The 19,397-nt window shown below is 48.7% G+C and carries 18 protein-coding genes and 1 pseudogene; 7 read left to right on the top strand and 12 right to left on the bottom strand.

The features are described 5' to 3' along the window. Positions 1-11: 11 nt before the first annotated feature. Entirely contained in the window at positions 12-713 is a 702-nt protein-coding gene (locus AC58QT_RS31800) for a 3D domain-containing protein (protein ID WP_497412515.1), read from the bottom strand. Positions 714-876: 163 nt separating this feature from the next. Between AC58QT_RS31800 and AC58QT_RS31795 the strand changes: the two genes are divergently transcribed. Together AC58QT_RS31795 and AC58QT_RS31790 are read left to right on the top strand one after the other, a co-directional pair. Next, positions 877-1,209, top strand: coding sequence for an ArsR/SmtB family transcription factor (locus tag AC58QT_RS31795; protein WP_497412514.1), 333 nt, complete (start codon positions 877-879; stop codon positions 1,207-1,209). A gap of 43 nt (positions 1,210-1,252) precedes the next feature. Then, complete coding sequence (locus tag AC58QT_RS31790) at positions 1,253-1,783, top strand: SRPBCC family protein (RefSeq protein WP_497412513.1); 531 nt, start codon at positions 1,253-1,255, stop codon at positions 1,781-1,783. 62 nt (positions 1,784-1,845) lie between these two features. Here the strand turns inward: AC58QT_RS31790 and AC58QT_RS31785 are convergent, their stop codons facing one another. The 3 genes from AC58QT_RS31785 to AC58QT_RS31775 are packed head-to-tail and all read right to left on the bottom strand — an operon-like array spanning position 1,846 to position 3,778. Continuing rightward, a complete protein-coding gene (locus tag AC58QT_RS31785; RefSeq protein ID WP_497412512.1) occupies positions 1,846-2,529 on the bottom strand; it encodes a hypothetical protein in 684 nt (227 codons plus the stop codon). After that, positions 2,526-3,422, bottom strand: a complete 897-nt coding sequence (locus tag AC58QT_RS31780) for an ABC transporter ATP-binding protein (protein WP_497412511.1) — start codon at positions 3,420-3,422, stop codon at positions 2,526-2,528. Before AC58QT_RS31780 ends, AC58QT_RS31785 begins: the two co-directional genes overlap by 4 nt. Then, positions 3,422-3,778 (bottom strand): GntR family transcriptional regulator, encoded by a 357-nt coding sequence (locus AC58QT_RS31775; RefSeq protein WP_497287734.1) that lies wholly within the window; start codon positions 3,776-3,778, stop codon positions 3,422-3,424. Before AC58QT_RS31775 ends, AC58QT_RS31780 begins: the two co-directional genes overlap by 1 nt. 395 nt (positions 3,779-4,173) lie before the next feature. Between AC58QT_RS31775 and AC58QT_RS31770 the strand changes: the two genes are divergently transcribed. After that, a complete protein-coding gene (locus AC58QT_RS31770; protein ID WP_497412510.1) occupies positions 4,174-5,178 on the top strand; it encodes a metallophosphoesterase family protein in 1,005 nt (334 codons plus the stop codon). 393 nt (positions 5,179-5,571) lie between these two features. Here AC58QT_RS31770 and AC58QT_RS31765 read toward each other — a convergent pair whose 3' ends face one another. The 6 genes from AC58QT_RS31765 to AC58QT_RS31740 form a co-directional block, all read right to left on the bottom strand. Beyond that, positions 5,572-7,785, bottom strand: coding sequence for a hypothetical protein (locus tag AC58QT_RS31765; RefSeq protein ID WP_497412509.1), 2,214 nt, complete (start codon positions 7,783-7,785; stop codon positions 5,572-5,574). 19 nt (positions 7,786-7,804) lie between these two features. Next, the gene (locus AC58QT_RS31760; RefSeq protein WP_497412508.1) at positions 7,805-8,980 is read right to left on the bottom strand and encodes an ABC transporter permease; all 1,176 of its coding nucleotides are present in this window, start codon (positions 8,978-8,980) and stop codon (positions 7,805-7,807) included. Further along, a complete protein-coding gene (locus AC58QT_RS31755; protein WP_497287513.1) occupies positions 8,977-9,702 on the bottom strand; it encodes an ABC transporter ATP-binding protein in 726 nt (241 codons plus the stop codon). The genes AC58QT_RS31760 and AC58QT_RS31755 overlap by 4 nt, the downstream gene beginning before the upstream one ends. Before the next feature lie 33 nt (positions 9,703-9,735). After that, positions 9,736-11,433 carry a permuted SH3 domain-containing protein gene (locus tag AC58QT_RS31750; RefSeq protein ID WP_497412507.1) on the bottom strand — a complete coding sequence of 566 codons (1,698 nt, stop codon included), beginning with the start codon at positions 11,431-11,433 and terminating at the stop codon, positions 9,736-9,738. A gap of 57 nt (positions 11,434-11,490) precedes the next feature. Continuing rightward, positions 11,491-11,730 (bottom strand): hypothetical protein, encoded by a 240-nt coding sequence (locus tag AC58QT_RS31745; protein ID WP_497412506.1) that lies wholly within the window; start codon positions 11,728-11,730, stop codon positions 11,491-11,493. 344 nt (positions 11,731-12,074) lie between these two features. After that, entirely contained in the window at positions 12,075-13,229 is a 1,155-nt protein-coding gene (locus AC58QT_RS31740) for a hypothetical protein (RefSeq protein WP_497412505.1), read from the bottom strand. 245 nt (positions 13,230-13,474) lie between these two features. Here AC58QT_RS31740 and AC58QT_RS31735 point away from each other — a divergent pair, with 245 nt between their 5' ends. Further along, positions 13,475-13,861 carry a DoxX family protein gene (locus AC58QT_RS31735; RefSeq protein WP_497287517.1) on the top strand — a complete coding sequence of 129 codons (387 nt, stop codon included), beginning with the start codon at positions 13,475-13,477 and terminating at the stop codon, positions 13,859-13,861. Between the two features lie 66 nt (positions 13,862-13,927). Here the strand turns inward: AC58QT_RS31735 and AC58QT_RS31730 are convergent, their stop codons facing one another. After that, complete coding sequence (locus tag AC58QT_RS31730; protein ID WP_497412504.1) at positions 13,928-15,442, bottom strand: sensor histidine kinase; 1,515 nt, start codon at positions 15,440-15,442, stop codon at positions 13,928-13,930. Next, a complete protein-coding gene (locus tag AC58QT_RS31725) occupies positions 15,439-16,122 on the bottom strand; it encodes a response regulator transcription factor (protein WP_310501792.1) in 684 nt (227 codons plus the stop codon). The genes AC58QT_RS31730 and AC58QT_RS31725 overlap by 4 nt, the downstream gene beginning before the upstream one ends. A gap of 230 nt (positions 16,123-16,352) precedes the next feature. Between AC58QT_RS31725 and AC58QT_RS31720 the strand changes: the two genes are divergently transcribed. The 3 genes and pseudogenes from AC58QT_RS31720 to AC58QT_RS31710 form a co-directional block, all read left to right on the top strand. Further along, entirely contained in the window at positions 16,353-17,267 is a 915-nt protein-coding gene (locus tag AC58QT_RS31720) for an FAD:protein FMN transferase (RefSeq protein ID WP_497412503.1), read from the top strand. 204 nt (positions 17,268-17,471) lie between these two features. Then, a complete protein-coding gene (locus AC58QT_RS31715; protein ID WP_497412502.1) occupies positions 17,472-18,731 on the top strand; it encodes a BaiN/RdsA family NAD(P)/FAD-dependent oxidoreductase in 1,260 nt (419 codons plus the stop codon). A 139-nt stretch (positions 18,732-18,870) separates the two neighbouring features. Continuing rightward, positions 18,871-19,397, top strand: a pseudogene (locus tag AC58QT_RS31710) (hypothetical protein); the annotation flags it as partial.

The following is a 19,397-nucleotide window of genomic DNA, read 5'->3' as shown; positions in this document are numbered from 1 at the left end:
CGCATTCAACCTTATGCGACTTCCTTATCTAACACGTAGACCTTTACGTTCTTTTTCACACCAAACTCTTGTGCTTGGCCCAAATCATTCATGAAGACATCAATTCTAGAGCCGCGAATCGCTGACCCGACATCCTCCGCTTTCCGTATGCCGATCCCCTCAATGAACACTGTTGATCCTAGTGGAATGACGGATGGATCTACGGCAATTGTGCGCCCCTCTTTGGCTTTGATTCCGCTGTATGTAATGCCGTATGTGGGGTGTGACGCTTTTTTGCCTGTAGATTCAAAACCGGCAGTGTACGCAGTTAGCGTTGTATTGATAACTTTTTTGATGATTTTGGGCTGTCCCTCGGAAGCTCCAGCTCCAGTGGCAACAATGGGAATCGTCAGACTTTGCCCGATCGTCAACTGATTCGGATTTGAAATCGAATTGGCGGAAATCAAATCATCAACGGCAATATCGAAGCTCTTAGCAATTTTGAACAGCGTATCCCCTCGGTTCACTTGGTAGGACGTTGTAGCTTTCTCAATAGCAGTCGGTGTAACTTCTTCCATTGGTTTATCAGAGCTTCCAATCGAAGATGCTACATAGACAGGCGGCATGCCTCCATCTTCATCACTCGTTGGAAATGAATATACTTTCGTTTGCATGAGCCACAATCCTAGCAACAGAGTAAGGGATAAGGTCGAAATACATAGTTTACGAAACATAGCGATAGCTCCTCCTCGAAAAGTTAATAGAGTTATAGCTACTAGACTTGGCAAAAATAACTATTTATATACCTTTCCTATGAAATAATTGCTAGATAAGTAGAATGACTAAGAGTTTGAATATTCCTTGACAGGAATATTCCATTTGAGGTATATTGAATTCATGAATACGATATTCAGCGCGCTAGCCGAACCCCATCGTTTGCACATTGTTGAACTTTTGCGAAACGGTCCTTTGACGGTAGGGGAAATTGTTGATCGGCTTGGCCTCAGCCAACCTCAGGTTTCCAAGCATCTTCGGGTGCTGCACGAAGCAGGGCTGGTCGAGGTACAGCCAATCGCGAACCGGAGGGTCTATAAACTGCAAACGCAGTCCCTCCAAGCTATGGATGACTGGTTAGGTCCGTTCCGGCGTCTATGGGAAACTCAGTTTGACCGTATGGAAGCTTATTTACAAGCGCTGCAAGCCAAGGAATCGAAGCCGACTGACGAATAGTCGGGCATAGAAAGACACATTTTAACCTATGGAGGAATGAATAATGAAACAAAACGCTTTTGAAATGACAGGGACTGGAACTGACGTTCAATTGGAGATTACGCGTATCGTGAAGGCGCCGCTTGAGCTTGTGTACAGTGTATGGACACAGCCAGAGCATTTGGCAGCATGGTGGGGGCCAACAGGTATGGAATTGACTGTGAAGTCTTTGGACGTTCGTCCGGGCGGCATTTTCCATTACGGAATGAAAAGCCCTGAGGGCTTCGAAATGTTCGGAAGATTCTCCTACCGCGAAGTGGAAGCTCCTACGAAGTTGGTGTATGTCACTTCCTTCGCAGATAGCGAGGGGAATATCATTCGTGCGCCATTCAGCGCTATTTTCCCACTAGAAATCATAACTGAATTAACGATGACTGAAGAAGACGGCCATACCGTTATCACCATGAAGGGCGGCCCGATCAACGCGACAGAAGAAGAAATTGCCTTCTACGCTTCGATGAAAGGTTCTATGGAACAAGGCTTTGGCGGGACGTTCAATCAATTGGACGACTACTTGGCGAAAATCACTGGTTAATTCAAAGCATGATACGAAAAAAGAGCCCTCAGAAGTTTTATCTTCTGGGGCTCTTTTGCTATTTACACAGCAGCTCTGCGCAGCAATCCGTAGGAAATGATCAAGTAGACGCCAACCATCGGAATCATCCACCAGAACAAGTCCATATAGTTATTGGCTACCCAATGGGCGATATCCGCCCATAGTCCGAAATGCGTCATCGTATAGGATATGATCGTTCCTATTAGCAGCGCCGCTGTAAAGAAGATGTACATGGACATGCCACCAAAACGGCGATGCAAGCTAGAAATAGTAAATCCGAGGAAATACAAATTGATCAACAGGATGATATTAATCCCCAGTATACCGATGAACGGCAGATCTTTCAGAAAGCCTAATTCAAATAAATGTAATTTCACATACCAACCATCCGTTGCTTGCTCAACGGCAGAAAGAATAGTTATGGCAAGCCCTGAAATCGTGTTTACTAGTAGAACAGTCAAAGCTGTACCGAAGAAATAATCCTTTCTCCGAATACTAAGACCGATGGCAAATGGGAACGTTTCTTTAAGCGTTAGCGTGCCAGTTATCAATGTGTACACAAAGATGGAAGCAATCGCCCCCGTATTCACTACTTCACCGTCATTCAATGAGGTTGCAATTACAGCATTAATCAGAAAATTAGCGCCCAAGATGGCCCATGGAACCAGAAACCACGTAAACTTGTTCCTTAGATGCATTTTTACGACTTGGTTGACTCGATTCATATAGATTCAGCCCCCTTTCCCGCAACTTGTGTGCGTGTCAGATGAACGATAAGCTGTTGGATGGATACAGCAGCAAATTCCAATCCTAGCTCCTCTGCGTATTTCCGATCTTGCACAGAAAGAGTGCCTATGATGGTCGCTGTTGCAGCAGAACCAATTGCGGATCGCTCCAATACTTCTTTCCCCCGAGTGAACGCATCTACCGCTGATTTCAAACCAGACACCGTACAAGCGCGGCCGCGTAATGCATCTGCATCCTCATTAAGAATTAACTTCCCGTTGTCGATGACGAGCACATGCTCCAGCAAACGACTTACTTCATCAATCAGATGTGTAGAAAGAATGACTGTACGTGGGTATTCTGCGTAATCAGCCAGCAAGCGATCGTAGAAAAGCACACGAGCTACCGCGTCCAAACCCAGATAGGGTTCATCGAAAATCGTCAATGGCGCGCGGCTTGCAAGCCCTACTACAATCCCTACAGAGGACAGCATGCCTCGGGACAGTTTTTTTATTTTCCTTTTGATCGGAAGTCTGAAATCTTCGATTAAGTCGTTAGCATAAGCTTCGTCCCAGTTCGGGTAAAGGGATTTGGCCACTGCCATCACATCAACAATACGAAACGTTTCCGGATATTTCTGGCTCTCTTTTATAAAACAAATCTGATTCAACACGCGACTATTCTCAAAAGGCTCCTCACCAAACACCATAAGCTCACCACTAGTCGCAAATTGCTGTGCGGAGATCATATGCATGATGGTCGTTTTGCCAGCGCCGTTTCTGCCGAGTAACCCATAGATTTTATTCGCTTCAATCTTGAAGCTTACCTGATCCACAGCGGTCACTTTGCCATAGGACTTTGTAAGTCCTTTTACCTCAACTACGTTCGTCATTATGCTTTCTCCCCTCTCCGCACCATTTCCGTCAATTGCTCTAACGTGATGCCCAGCTTCTCAGCTTCCCTCACCATCGTCACCACATATTGCTCATAAAATTGCTCTTTACGCTTCTCCATCAGCTTGACTCGCGCTCCCTCCGCTACAAACATGCCAATTCCACGCTTCTTGTATAGAATCCCTTGGTCCACTAGCAGGTTAACACCCTTCGCTGCCGTTGCCGGATTGATCTGATAAAAGGCTGCAAATTGATTCGTAGAAGGTACCTGCGATTCTTCCGGCATGCGTGATTCGATAATGTCATCCTCAATCTGCTCTGCGATTTGCACAAAAATCGGGCGGCTATCGTCCATTATTAATCCCACAATTCTCACCACCGCTTTCGTTGCTACATTGGTTAGTTACTCATGTAATTAACCATACAACCAAATAACATTGAAGTCAAGCGAATTACAAAATTTGGGTAGTTAAATAATTTCTTTTTTGCAGGGGAATACCAGTAGGGCGTGGGGTGGGAGCCGATCGAGGTCAAGATCAAGGGTCAAGAATTGGTTGAATAAAAGAAGAGCTGGTTAAAGACATAGAAAAGAAAAAGCGCATAACGACACACTTATTGGAAGGTAGGGTTTCTATGTTTCTATCTATCATCATACGGAGTAGTTTGGTTGTTTTGTTGGGGTTAGCATTGCTTAACCCTGTAGGGGAAGGAATAAAGTCTACTCGCGCATCCCAGCATGCTGCTGTGCAAATGGCGTCGCAAACCGCTGCTGGACAAGCTGAGCCACAAACCACTGCACAAGCGGAACCGCAAACCGCAACTGCACAAACAGAGGCACAGCCTGCTGCCACACAAGCCGAATCGCAAACCGCTGCGCCGTTGTTTTCCTTCTCGGTGATGAGCGACGTTCATATCATATCGTCGGATTCCTCTTCTCAGCTGCTTCTGCGGCAAGCGCTCGCGGATCACCATGAGCTGCGCCCAGACAGCAAGCTGCTTGTCTTGAACGGTGATCTCACGAATGGCAGTGAGAGCGATTATCGCAGCTTATTGGCGCTGCTTAGCCGCCAGCCCCATGCCCCTGTGCAGGCGACCATGGGCAATCACGACTACTACGGCGTGTGGCGCAAGCCGGATGGCAAAATGGATTACGCGAAGATGAATCCTTCGTGGAAGAGTCGCGATGCGGTCGCGTTATTCGACCGCATGATGGGTTACGACAAGCCGTATCACGAGCTTGTCGTGGAGGGCTACCGCTTCCTATTCCTTAGCGGGGAAGCGTACAGGGACGTTGACGCATCCATCGGCGAGGATGCGTATCTCTCTCCCGCGCAGCTCAGCTGGCTGCGCGAGCGGCTCACGGCGGCGGGCTCGGCGGATGCCAGCAAGCCCGTGTTTGTGTTCCTCCATCAGCCGCTGCCTAGCACGCTGGATGGCACGGATCTGGAGCTGGGCGTCGTCCAGCACAAGGAACTGCGTGCGCTGCTGGACGCGCACCCGAACGTCATATTGTTCAGTGGGCACACCCACTGGAACGTTGAAACGACCAGCCAAGTGAAGCAGCTGAAGTTTCTTGCCGCTTCCAGCGCCTCCATCCGCGAAGTATGGAGCGCGAAGAACGAGCCCGAGACACAGTCGCTCAGCCAGAGCTTGATCGTCGACGTCTTCCCGGAACGCGTCGTCATTCTGCGCCGCGAGCATACTGAAAAGCGATGGATTGAGCCATCCATCGCCAAGGGGTATGACGTGAAGTAGGACGATCGAACATTATCCGTCTTCTATGCAAAGAGACCCTTCCAGATAGGAACGGTCTCTTTCTTATAGCCAATGCTGGTGCTGTTCTGTTCCACTAGCGGTAGTCCGATTTTGCCAACTTAATTTCAAATTATAGCACTACTCACCAGCTGTAGTTCGATTTCCCCCACCTAAACTAGCCATATACAGCCATCACACCAATAAAGGGCCAAATAGTTCGGCATAATCAAACTAATGAACGTTTTAGAGCCAAATGAGCTGATTTAAGTGGGCTAATCCTGCCTATTGCCCCCAGCACTCTCCTTACCCAACATTCCCGCTTCCCTCTCCACAGCCCCTTCCTCAACGCAAAAACAGCCCACCCCAATAAAACCGGGGTTAGGCTGTTCTCTTTTACTTAAATTGCTTCAACAGACGCTTCGCTGTACCATTCGGCGTGTTGATCACTTCGTACATATTGACGACGATGCCGGAACTCACTTGCTCGTTTTTCAAGCCAGATATGGTGACCTTTTGGCTGCCGCTCGTTAATTTAGCCGTGCCCATTAGAGCAGCATCTTGTGTACCAACAATACGACCTAGGGAATCAACCATCTCGAATTGGATACCCGAGAAGTTCGAATCCACAATAACTTGATCCTCGTGAGTAATATCCATGTCTAAACTGAGCACATACGAATAAGTTCCGCCGCTATACGTCCATCCAATTGAGCTGTCATTGATGGTAAGCGAGAATGGATAGATCGCAATGGTATCGCCTGTCTCTGCTTCCTGCATAGCAACTTTGAATGTCCCTGCGGACACACTTCCTTCAGATACGGACTTATTGTCATACACATTCAGCGCAAAAGATTGATCATCATCCGCACCCTTATTAGGCAGTAAATAGGAATAGCTAACTACATAAGAACTGCCTGGCGTGATTTGTGCAGCGGCCGCACTTTGACGAGAGCCCGTGTAGGCGTTGCCTTTATTATCAATGAGCTCATTCTGAAGCTCAGGCAGCGCGAGTGTGCTCGTGCCGTTGTTGGTGATTTTGTATTTGGCAATCGCAGTTTTGTAGCCGAGATCATCATTCTCATGCGCATGTAGCTCAACGAGTGATACATCGAGATTAGGGTTCACGACACTGCTGCCCAGCACAAGCTTGGTCCCAAGCTCGTAGTCGACCGCTGTGGTAAAGCCGTTTTGGGCTTCACTCGCACCTTTGAGCAGGAACACAGCCACAGGCTGTTGCCCTGTTGTTGTCGTTGATCCGCTTCCCGTCGTTGACCCGCTTCCAGTCGTTCCTGCACTGTTACCCGTCGTTGATCCACTTCCAGTATTACCAGTTGTCCCACTTCCCGTAGTACCGGTCGTCCCGCCGCTTCCCGCTGTGCTGCCCGTGCTCGCAGAAGCTTTCTGCCACAGCACGAGCTGTGTCGTATTTGGATCCACGCCCGTTGGCAATGTCGCATTGAAGTAATAGGTCGCCGTCTCCTTCGGCGCCAAAAATCCGTTGCGCGCACTATTATCTGACGATGACACAGATGAACCGGAGTCACCAAACTGGTAGGAGGCCGTCAATGAAGGCACAGGTGCGACGACTTCCCCATCATTGCTCAGTGTAACCACAGTCTGAACGTGGACACCATCCGCTTGAATCGAATAGGTAGAGGAGCTTCCTTTCGCTGTTACATTTTCACCATCTTGCTGCCCAGCATAGCTTGTTTTCGTACCCAAGGCTACCGTATTCAGCGACGAATTCATGCTCATGGTCCCCAAGGAGACATCTTCCGTTTGATTTAAGTAATAATACTCCAGATTTAATCCGCTAGTCGGCATACCTTTGGATATGAGTGTTTTAAGTGTCAACGTATCGGACTGATTCGGCAAAATAGCCGTATCCGCCCCACTCGCAACCGACCCCGTGTATTTCAAGCCGTTAGCATCCACTAGGCGTACGAGCAGATTTGCTGGCACCTTCACACTGCTAGCTCCTAGGTTTTTCGCTGCTACCTGTGTATACATGTACCATTTGCCATTCTCCGTCACACGTACGCTCTGGCCTAGCTGAAAGGCAAGGGACGCATCACTCGCGAGTGTGCTGTCTAGCGTGCGTAAGCTAATGATTTCCTCAGGCGCTTCCTGCTGCCCATCTTGAATGACAGAGGACACCGGCAGCTCACCGAGATGATTCATGAAATCTGATTTATTGTAATCCCAGCGGAATACATCGACTTGCAGATCAGCAGCGTTTTCACCAGCAGGTAAATTTGCGTAGAATCGAAAGCTCTCTTCTTTTCCGCCACTCACAAGGCCGCTCTTCTTCTCACTCAGATTAGCTGTATAGCTATGACCAGCACCATCTGTTACGCGTACGCCATACTTGTTAAAATCAAGCGTCTGACCTTCCCCATTATGGAACAGCACTGAAAATTGCAAGGATGACGACGAAAGTGTCGCTTTATTTAGCATAAAATAAGAGTCCTTCGAGATAAAAACGCCCTCATTAGCAGCATGTGCGGAAGGGGCTGGAGCTGCCCATGAGGCAGCCATTAAGCTTCCTGTCAGCAGCACGGCCAGGCTTGTTTGTTTCATTGAGATTGATGTTAGTTGACGAATCATGGTACAAACCTCCTGTTGCCTAATCGTAACGCAGAGCGTCGATAGGTTTTAATTTCGATGCTTTATTGGCTGGATATAAACCGAAAATGACTCCAACAAGTGCTGAGAATAAAAATGCGTAAAGACCCACGTTGATCGATAGACTCGTCTCTTGGCTTGGGTTGATATACGGCCAGGCCAGTGACAAGGCGACCCCTGCCACTAAGCCAATTAGTCCACCCATCCCACTAATCAATGTCGCTTCCACTAAGAATTGCAGCAAAATATTTCTCCGCTTCGCCCCAATCGACTTCCGAATACCGATCTCCCTTGTTCGCTCACTCACGGTGACGAGCATAATATTCATAATTCCGATTCCGCCTACGAGCAAGGAAATCGCAGCGACAGCAACCAATTGGTTGGTCAGCGTGCTAGACGCCGTTTGTCTTGCGCTAATGAGCTCAGATGAGTTCAAAATATTGTAGCCTGTCGTACTTTTAAACTTCTGATATAAATAAGCTTCTACAGCGAGCTGCGCACGTGACACCATGTCGCCTGAGGATGCTTCCACGTAAGCTGTCCGGATATTACCCAATTTGAAATCTCGGCTCATCGTCGGCAGCGGCACCAACACGGAGCTATCTAACGAAGTTCCGCTCGTATTGGAGCCTTTCGTTTGAAGAACACCGATAATCGTGTACATGTAGCCTTTCACATTAATTTCTTCGTCGATCGGATCTTCCTTGCCAAAAAACTTCGCAGCCACTTCACTCCCGATAACCGCAACATGATTGCGAAAATCCAAATCTGCCTGAGCAAGGAAACGTCCGCTGGCCATCTTCCCTTTTTGCAGCTCCAAATAACGGTCATTCGTTCCGATCACATTGTAGCTCTCCGTTGTGCGGTCAAACTTAATGCTGCTATTCTGCGTCATCGTTGGCGCAATTGACGAGATACCCGCTGTGCCCTCCAGGGTCATGAACTCATCGTAATTCAACTGTGTCGCTCGCCCGTTCCCCATCAAATTGACCGTCAGGAGATTCGTTCCCAGTCCTTCATATTGCTTCTCGATGGCTTTGGATGTCCCCTGACCGATCGACACAAGCGTGATCACGGATGCAACCCCAATAATAACGCCCAGCATCGTCAAAATGGTTCGAAGCGGATTGGAACGAATCGTAGCCATCGCCATCTGGAAGAGTTCCCAAATTCTCATGAATGCGCCTCCTCTAGCTTAGGCACTTCAACCGACCAAGCATCATTGCGGATATCGCTGACGATTTCACCATCTCGCAATGCCACTACGCGCTTCGCGTTATCTGCAATGTGATGATCATGGGTGATTAATACGATTGTATTCCCCTGTTGATTTAACTCTTTGATTAACTCAAGTACCTCGATGCCCGTCTTCGAATCCAAGGCACCTGTCGGTTCATCCGCAAGAATGAGCGAAGGGGAGATGGCCAACGCTCGCGCGATCGCAACCCGCTGCTGCTGTCCGCCTGAAAGCTCACTCGGCTTGTGATGTCCGCGTTCTCCCATCCCTAGCTTCGCCAGCATCTTTTTCGCCTGTTCTTTCCGTTGCTTGGGAGGAATACCCGCATAAATCATCGGCAACTCCACGTTCTCCATCGCTGTCAGCCTAGGCAACAGGTTAAACTGTTGAAAAATAAAACCGATCTTCCGATTGCGCAGTGAAGCAAGCCCGTTGTCTGACATTTTTTCTGTCGCTACGCCATCCAATGTATAAGATCCTGATGAAGGGCTGTCGAGCAGCCCGATCGTATTCATCAACGTCGATTTCCCCGATCCGCTGGGACCAATAATGGCAACAAAATCGCCTTCCGCAATATGCAGCGTAATGCCACGCAAAATCTGCAATTCCTCAGCCCCACGAGTGTAGCTCTTCGTTATTTCATTTAGCTCAATGATATTCATCCCATTAGCTCCTTTCCGAGCGAGGTTTGCTCCTTATTGTCGGCCGCCGCCACCACCGCCACCTGCTCCGCCACCTTGGAAACCACCGCCGCCTGCTCCACCAGCGCCTCCACCCGGGAATCCGCCTGCTCCGCCTTGGAAACCACCCGCACCACCAGGGAAGCCTTGCTGTTGTTGATTCGTCGTTGTCGCTCTGCGCACCGGCATGACAACCTCTTCGCCTTCTTTTACCCCATCAAGCACTTCAACTTGTGTTTTGCTTCGAATACCTACTTTTAACTCCCGCTCTTCCGTAGTACCATCGGCCTTCTTCACCGTAACCGTCGACTTGCCTCTTGTTGTCGTCACCACTTGAATTGGAAGGACGAGAATATCCTTCTTATCTTGGATGAGGATTTCAGCCGTCGCCGTCATGGCATATTTCAAATCATTCTGTGCTGTATTCGGAATCGCCACAACCGCATCATAGGTCGTAACACCGTTCGTCGTCGTCCCCACATTGGAGACGGAAGTCACTTCACCTGTGAACGTCTTCCCTGCAATGGCATCTACCTTGACGTTAACCCTCTGTCCTACTTTCACGCTGGTTAGATCGAGCTCATCCACTGCGATTGCGAGCTGCATCGTGCTTAAGCTTGCTACTGCGCCAAGTGTTGTGTTCGCATTAATTTGCGCGCCAACTGGATAATTGCGTAGGACATTATTTTTACTATTGGCAAAATCCGCCGAGAACACGCCATCAAACGGTGCTTTGATCGTTAATTGATCTATCTTTTGCTGGGCATCGCTGACACGGATTTTCTGGCTATCAATCGCGGATTGTTTGGCGACAATATTCTTTTGGAGGTCGTCGTTAAAAAGGGTCACGATGAGATCGCCTTGTTTAATCGTATCGCCATCTTTGAACTTCAACGTTTTCACCGTACCGCTGGCCTCAGAGAAAATCGAAGCCGTACGCACATAGGCGAGCGCAGCCTGATCGGAAGACTCCACTTTGGCAGCGCCGCTGCCAATGCTGCCTTTGACTTTTAGTCCAGCCGAAAGCGTGCCATCATTATCGACCAGTACATCAACAAGCACCACTTTATTCCCATTTGCGTCTGCGCTAATTTCATGGCCAATTGTATCCACCGTTCCAACTTTGGATAATAAGTACCCATCCACACTCAGCTCCACGGGATCGCCTTTTTTCAATTGCACAGCCTCTTGCAGCGAGAATGGCAACTTCACCTTAAACTGCGTTGTATCTGAAATCGTACCGATCTTTGTCGTTTTATTCACTTGACTGCCAACATCAAAATTAGCATTCAACGTAATCTTGCCCGACATCGGAGCGGATACGCTCATGTTTCCTTGCTCAGACTGGAGCTCGCTTAGATCACTCTCTAACTGCTGTAAGCTCACTTGTGCTTCCTTGAGATTCGTTTCCGTTGACGGGACAGAAAGCTCGACGAGCACATCGCCTTTTTTGACAGCTTGATTCTGGGTTAAATTCATGGTTTTGATGATCCCCTCAATCGGAATCACAATGTTTTGTTTATCCTTAGCGTCCAATTGCGAGGTACCCGAGACAGCCATGGAGATAGCTCCTTTGGTCACTTTCATTGTTGTTTGTTGCGTCGCCGCTGCCGCTGGCTTCGCCTTACTATGTACATAATAATAAGTACCTGCCCCACATAGGATGGCCGCTAGGGCTACAATGAGCCACCTTTTCTTACTGCCTACTTTCATCCGTCATAACCCCTCTCACGGTTTACCCAGACACTCATTGCCTAGGTCGTACAATCTTCACATGATGTAGTCTACTAGGGGCGACTGAAACCTGTCTGAGCGTAGGCTGAAAGTGAGTTGAACGGAAGCTGAACGTTTGCTGAAAATGGGGACGAGTTGCATTGCTGTCTGGCACTCATCAACGAGTGCTTCTGTTCGCGACTGCTGATGCTGAAACTCGACCTCTGCAGTTGCTGGTGCTACTACGACTGATACTGATACTGATACAGCCGAGGCTGCCTCCGTTCGCGACTGCAACGCCAATACTCCCCCCCATCCGTCGCCCGACGGCCCGATAACTGGAAAAACTCCATCTAATTTTCTGGTTTCCCTTCAATTTTGGATATTAAATGGAAAATCTACATCTATTTCCTTACTTTCGGACGATTTTGACCTAATAGTTCTGAATTAGCTGTACTTTTTACAGCTAGTAGTATGAAAATGAGAATTCATTCGAAATTAACTGCATGTTTTCCAGTTGTTATTTGGCGAATCTCCTACATAGCTACTCGAAGAGCACCCTCCCACCCAATCTCCTCCTACACTTCTACCTCAAGCACAAAAAGCCGCTCACATTGTGAGCAGCTTCCTATGACTTCCCCTTAGTTTGTAGCTGTCGAGGATTGTGTTGTTGATTGTTTGGAGGCATTGCGATCTGGACGACCTTCGCCACCTTCAGGGCGTTTAGGTGCTGTACCTTTTTCCTCTACAGCCTTCTTGATGGCATCCGTCATGCCGTCCTTGATTTTACTAATTAAATCATCTTCACTAATCCCCTTCGCTGTTGCGATATCTACAAGGGATTTGCCGGACTCCAGCTCTGTTCTCAACTCATCTTGCGTAATACCCAGAATAGTTGTGAGAAGCTCTGGATTGCCGATCGGTCCGATACCGAAGCCGCCAGGGCCTCCTGGACCTGCTGGGCCACCTTTACCTCCTGGGAAACCACCTTTGAAGCCCGTGCTATCAATTTGCTTCGTTAACTGGTCGCTCAAGCCCTTAATGATCTCATCCGCCTTCTCTTGCGTCAGCTTGCCAGCGGTTACTTCAGCTGTAAGGTTAGCTGTTTCTGCTGCCACGAGCTTAGACAAGTAATCTTCCTTTGTTAGTCCTTTTTCAACGGCAAAAGCTGCTAATGTTTGATCAGCTTTAAGCGCTTCTTGCACAGCACTTTCTTCAACGCCAAGGATTGTTGCTGTTTCTTTGATTACGTTACCGCCATGGAAGCCACCACGATTCCCCATTTGTCCACGGCCTTTATCACCGCCTGAGAAACCGCCTTTGAAGCCCGTGCTATCAATTTGCTTCGTTAATTGGTCGCTCAAGCCTTTAATGATCTCATCAGCCTTCTCTTGCGTCAGCTTTCCAGCCGTTACTTCAGCTGTAAGGTTAGCTGTTTCTGCTGCTACGAGCTTGGACAAGTAATCTTCCTTTGTTAGTCCTTTTTCAACAGCAAAAGCTGCTAATGTTTTATCAGCCTTAAGTGCTTCTTGAACAGCACTTTCTTCAACGCCTAGAATTGTAGCCGTTTGTTTAATGACATTGCCGCCACGGAAGCCACCGCGCTCTCCCATTTGACCACGGCCTTTATCGCCAAAGCCTTTGCCACCCTGACCTGCTTTAGGAGATGCTGTACTTGTGGAATTGCCGACTGTAGCTGCGAACGCTTCATTATGTAGGGCTCCTACGAAGCCAACTCCGATGACAAAAGATGCGACTAGTGAACCTGCGAGAATTTTTTTGCTGATTTTTTTCATAATTATGATTCCACCTCAACTTTAGATTTGTGTGATTGTGTTTCCCTTACAAAACCTAGTATAGGCCCCTTACCTGAAACCCATCTGAGTATAAACTGAAGGTTGGTTGAGAGCTTTCTGAGAATTGGCTGAAAATGGCTTGGAAAATAACGGGTTAAATTTTTACGTACTGGTGTTCGTTTTTCATATTTTCGTGGTAGAATAAGGAATAACGAGCACAATTTCGAATAAAGGGGACGATGATGATGTCTTATCGGAAAGAACGCAACAAACTCATCGCTTACTGGGTGACAACTATTCTAGGACCTGCAAGCTTCGTCATTGGCGGCTTTTTCTTCCTCACGCATGGTGAGCAGCAAATCGCTACGCTAGCCGATCTCGGTTATCCCGAGTACGTATTAACCATTCTGGGCTTCTGGAAGCTGATGGCTGTCATCGCAATCCTGATTCCTCGCTTTCCGCGGCTAAAAGAATGGGCATACGCTGGCTTTTTCTTTGAACTGTCCGGCGCAGCGGCTTCGCATATTCTGAATGGCGACAGCCTTACACTCGCTGCACAGCCATTGGTGTTTCTAGCCCTCGTCATGGCCTCATGGGCACTCCGCCCGCGCAGTCGCAAGCTCATCTCTTAGCTGTTGAAGCACAAAAAGCTGGCGCATCCACGCCAGCCTTTCCCTCGCACTTCCGTCCAATCCCAGTTATCGCGGCAATCGCACGATAAACGTACTTCCCTCGCCGACTGCGCTCTCCACACCGATCATGCCGCCATGCAGCTCCACGATGGCGCGAGTTATGGATAGGCCCAAGCCAGCTCCCCCGCTGCGCCGCGCACGCGAGGAATCGATGCGGTAAAACCGATCAAACAAATGCGCAATATGCTCTGGCGCTATCCCAGGTCCATTATCGTGAACAGCGATTTCCACGCCCATGTCCGTTCGCGTCAGGGACAGTCGTACCTCTCCGCTTTCAGGATGTGTATGCTGAACAGCATTGTGGAACAAGTTGAGGATGACTTGCTTGATTTTATCGGGATCACACTGACAAAGTGTCTCCGGCTCCAAGCGAAACGTAACGGTTCGCTCTCCTGCGAGCAGACGCAGCTGATGCTCCATCTCATGCAGCACGTCGTCCATCGCTACCTCCGACTTCTGGAAGGCAGGCGTTCGATCCAACCGCGCCAGCAGCAGCAGGTCCTCGACTAATTTATTAATGCGCACCGATTCGCCGTGCATGCTTTTCAACGCTTTCAGCAGCGGTTCAGGCTGTTGATACGCTCCTCGCAGCAATACCTCCAGGAAGCCATGAATGGACGTCAACGGCGTGCGTAGCTCATGCGAAGCATCCGCAGCAAAACGGCGCATCTGCTCCTTCGCTTCCTTTTCCGCCTCAAATGAAAATTCCAATCGCTCTAACATACTGTTGAATGAAGTAGCCAAGCGATCCATCTCCGCCTGCCCCTGATGATCAGGGAAGCGTTCATTCAAGTTACCCGAATCGATACGCTTCACCGTATCCACCAAATTAGATAGTGGCACAAGCGTCCGCCGTAATACTGGCAAGAATCCCAGCAAACCAATCACCATGGCAAGCATGGATAGAAATAAGAATGTAAGCAGCTGCCTCAAAAGGACATCTTTAATAGGACCTGTGCTTGTACTTGCTTGAATAAGCGCTTGATAGCCGCGGGGACGTTCCGGTTCTCCTCCTCCAATTTGATGGAAGACGACTAACTGTTCATTCCCCTTGCTGTCTTTCATGATCAGATGGTCCTGCTTCTTCGCCCTCTTTTGCAGGATGTCCAAATACTCTTCCTTGGCAAGCTCCAAAGTCGACTGTTCATCCTGAGAGGAAATAAGTTTATAGGTCCCTTTGTCATCAATGAGTGCAATCGTTAAATCCGGCACAAAAATCCGCGGTCCTTCACCAAAACCATCTTGCCGATTGTTTCGCATAAAATCCTGCTTAGGGAGGAACGGACTTGTTCCCTTATCTGGCCCTTGCTCAGCCCGAAGCCAGACGTTAGGCGGGAGCGCCGCTAGCTGATTCCGAATCGTTTCTGCTTTATTTTGATACATAAACTGCTGCATGAACACATATTGAAACACACCGATTAGCAACAAGAGCGCGGACATGACCAATAGCGTACGAGATAATATTTGGAACTTTAAGGACCGAGTCTCCGCAACTTTGGCTAACCAACCGCGCGCCTTCATGCCAAATCCATCCGATAGCCCGCTCCGCGAATCGTGCGAATCAGCTTATGCTCCTTATCTCCAAGCTTTTCGCGCAGGGAGCGTATGTACACTTCTACAATATTTTCTTCACCGCCAAAATCATAGCCCCACACTTTATCCAAAATCATCGTCTTACTTAGCACGAGGCCATGGTTAATTGCCATAAATTTCAGCAACTCATATTCCGTTGGCGACAGCTCTAAGATCCGATCATGCATACTTATCTCTTTGCGGCGATCATCCATGCGAAGAGGCCCAATCACAACTTCCCCGAATAGGTTTGGAAAATGGTTCCGAATCCGCGCATAGATCCGCGCCAGCAGCTCCTCAAAGCTAAACGGTTTGATCATGTAATCATCGGCTCCAAGCGTGAGCCCTTTCACCCGATCATCGATTTCATCTTTGGCAGTCAGCATAATAACGGCGATGTTGTCCGTTTTTTTGATCATGCGGCAAACCTCAAAACCATCCATCCCCGGCATCATAACATCCAAAATCGCAATGTGCGGCTGAAATTTATTACAAGCTGTGATTGCACTAATGCCATCCTGTGCAGTCATAACTTCAAAGCCCTCATTCGTAAGTCCTAGTTCTAGAAATTCTAAGATATGCGGCTCGTCGTCGACGAGTAAAATTTTAATCCCTTTTAACTGACGCATGTGTATCGTCTCCCCCGGATATCATTCATACACGACTTCTACAATCAGTATCCCATATCCTGCCTAAAAGCAATCTGAGCGGCGGCTGAATGCTAGCTGAAAGTTGCAAAAAATAATGGCGAGTTGCCAAATCTTCAGCGCTTTTTCAGCTAACGATCATTTGAATCTCAGTTACGCCTTTTATACTGATGCCATAGAATACAGGATACGACAGAAAAGAGGAATTCCTGATGACAATGACAACAAACACCTTCCTCCCTTTTCATTTTCAAACGTTGGACTCCGCCATTGAGCTCTTACTCCCCTGTGAAGAGCGGCAGCAGCTGCGCATTCAAGAAATCGGGCGTGAATGGTTTGGGCGTGAGGAAAGGCGTTTTAGCCCAGGGCTCGCTGACAGTGAAATTAACCTTTTAAATACATTGGCCGGAGAAACCTGCCTTGTTTCCAATACCATGCTAGAGGTGCTTTTCCTCGCCGAAATGTATCAAGCCATCACCGATGGCAATTACGCGCCTCTTCTATATAAAGAGGAAGAAGCCTCACAGGTTATATCCGTACCTGCCGCGCAGGGTTGGAAGGTTAATCCGTTAACCAAATCCGTGACTTTGCCAAAGCACACGCATATTCATTTGCAAGGAATCGAGAAAAGCTGGTCATTGAAACGTTTGACAGATTATATGAAGAAAACTTTTTCGTTTCCACAAGGGCTCATGCTAGCCGACAGTGATGTCACAGTATGGGGACAATCCAGCCCACGGCAGAAGCCATGGCGGATTGGCATTCAAAATCCATGGCACACCGAGACCAAGCTAGGGGCGGTTGTCATGGTGGAAGGCGGGCTCTCTACGTACAGCCCGATGGAAAAAGGGCATGTTGCAGGCAGCAGCGATGTGCTGCAATGCTCCGTGGCTGGTCAAGATCTCGTGGAATGCCACGTATGGGCGCGACTATTATGCTCACTCGGACTAGAGGCTGGGCTTTCCCTGCTTGCCAAACGCAGTACAGCCTGTGAAGCTATTGTGCTTTCTAAACAAGAGGAGCTTCACTACTATGGAAGAGAAGCCTCCCTTGGACACCGTTGGCTGGACCTGCAGGTGGATCATTTCCATTTCAGCGACAGCAATTTGCCTGTTGATGGTGCATGACCGATGACGATCGCCTGTGGATGAAATTAGAAAAAAGTGGATGTTATCCACATTATTCCGTATTTTGTCCACAATCAACGTGTAACTTACCCACATATATGGACATTTTATCAACAAGTTATCCACGTACTGTGTGTATCTTTTGGATATCTAGCTCCTACCATGCTATGATATAGAAAATACGCGAGGCAGGGGCTTTAGGGAATGACATATGATGTAATCGTAATTGGCGGCGGTTCTGCTGGCCTCATGGCTGGTATTGCCGCGAGCAGAGACGGCGCAAAAGTGCTGCTCGTCGATAAAGGAGATAAGCTGGGACGTAAGCTAGGCATTTCTGGCGGCGGCAGATGTAATGTGACGAACAACAAAGACATGGATGAATTGATCAAGCATATCCCCGGCAACGGGCGATTCCTTTATAGCGCATTGACCCATTTTGGGAATAAGGATATTATCGCTTTCTTTGAAAATCTCGGCATCCACCTCAAAGAAGAGGACAATGGTCGGATGTTTCCCATCAGCGACAAGGCCAAAACCGTTGTAGACGCGTTAATCGGCCAAGTGCGGCGCCAGGGTGTGGAGATCCGGACCAACAGTCCGGTCAAAAAGGTATTGTACGCGAACGACCGCATAAGCGGCGTTCAGCTGCAAGGCGGAGAGACGATCCACAGCCGCGCAGTGATCGTCGCCTCCGGCGGATGTTCGGTGCCGCACACCGGCTCCACGGGAGACGGTTATGCGTGGGCTGAGGCGGGCGGCCATACGATTACGCCGCTGTTTCCGACTGAGGTTCCGTTAACCTCGAAGGAGGCTTTCATCCGCAGCCGCGAGCTGCAAGGACTGTCCTTGCGCGACGTGACGCTCAGTGTCCTGAACGCGAAGGGGAAGCCGATTATCGCGCATCGCGGCGATATGCTGTTCACCCACTTCGGCTTGTCAGGGCCGATCGCGCTGCGCTGCAGCCAGTTCGTCGTGAAGGAACTGAACAAATCCGAGCGCAAGGAAGTGCTCGTCACGGTGGATTTGTTCCCTGATCTCAGCACCGACGAGGTGTACAACGAGAGCATGGCGCTCGCTCGAAGCGATGCGAAGAAAGCGATCAAAAACGTGCTCAAGTCCCTGCTCTCCGAGCGGCTCATTCCACTGTTGCTTGCGAAATCGGAGCTGGACGAGCTGCTGACGTACGACAACATTCCGAAGATGAAGTGGCTGGAACTATGTAAACTTATGAAAGCATTCCCCGTCATTGTCAAAGGGACGCTTTCCTTGGAGGAAGCTTTCGTCACAGGCGGCGGTGTCACGCTCAAAGAAGTAGATCCGAGCACGATGCAATCCAAGCTGGTTCAAGGTCTCTACTTCTGTGGAGAGATCCTCGATATCCATGGATACACCGGCGGATATAATATTACGGCAGCCTTCTCGACGGGATATATGGCGGGGACGCACGCGGCGTTGCAGGACTAGGTGAGAACTTCATTAACTGGAAAAACGAGACTGTCGATTAATTCCAAATTTAATCGACAGTCTCTTATTTCGAGTTACAGAGGCAGCACTGCAGCCTTTTCATGCCGTAACTCGATTATTTCGAGTTACAGGGGCAGCGGTGCTGCTTTTTCATGCTGTAACTCGATTATTTCGAGTTACAGGGGCAGCGGTGCTGCTTTTTCATGCCGTAACTCGATTATTTCGAGTTACAGGGGCAGCGGTGCTGCTTTTTCATGCCGTAACTCGATTATTTCGAGTTACAGAGGCAGCACTGCAGCCTTTTCATGCTGTAACTCGATTATTTCGAGTTACAGAGGCGGCACTGCAGCCTTTTCATGCCGTAACTCGAATATTTCGAGTTACAGGGGCAGCACTGCAGCCTTTTCATGCCGTAACTCGATTATTTCGAGTTACAGGAGCAGCGAGGCTGCTTTTTCATGCCGTAACTCGATTATTTCGAGTTACAGAGGCGGCACTGCAGCCTTTTCATGCCGTAACTCGATTATTTCGAGTTACAGAGGCAGCACTGCAGCCTTTTCATGCCGTAACTCGATTATTTCGAGTTACAGGGGCAGCGAGGCTGCTTTTTCATGCTGTAACTCGATTATTTCGAGTTACAGGGGCAGCACTGCAGCCTTTTCATGC

The sequence above is a fragment of the Paenibacillus sp. J31R109 genome, assembly GCF_059692055.1.
The sequence above is the reverse complement of the archived record's forward strand: the minus strand, read 5'-3'. Positions and strand labels throughout refer to the sequence as shown.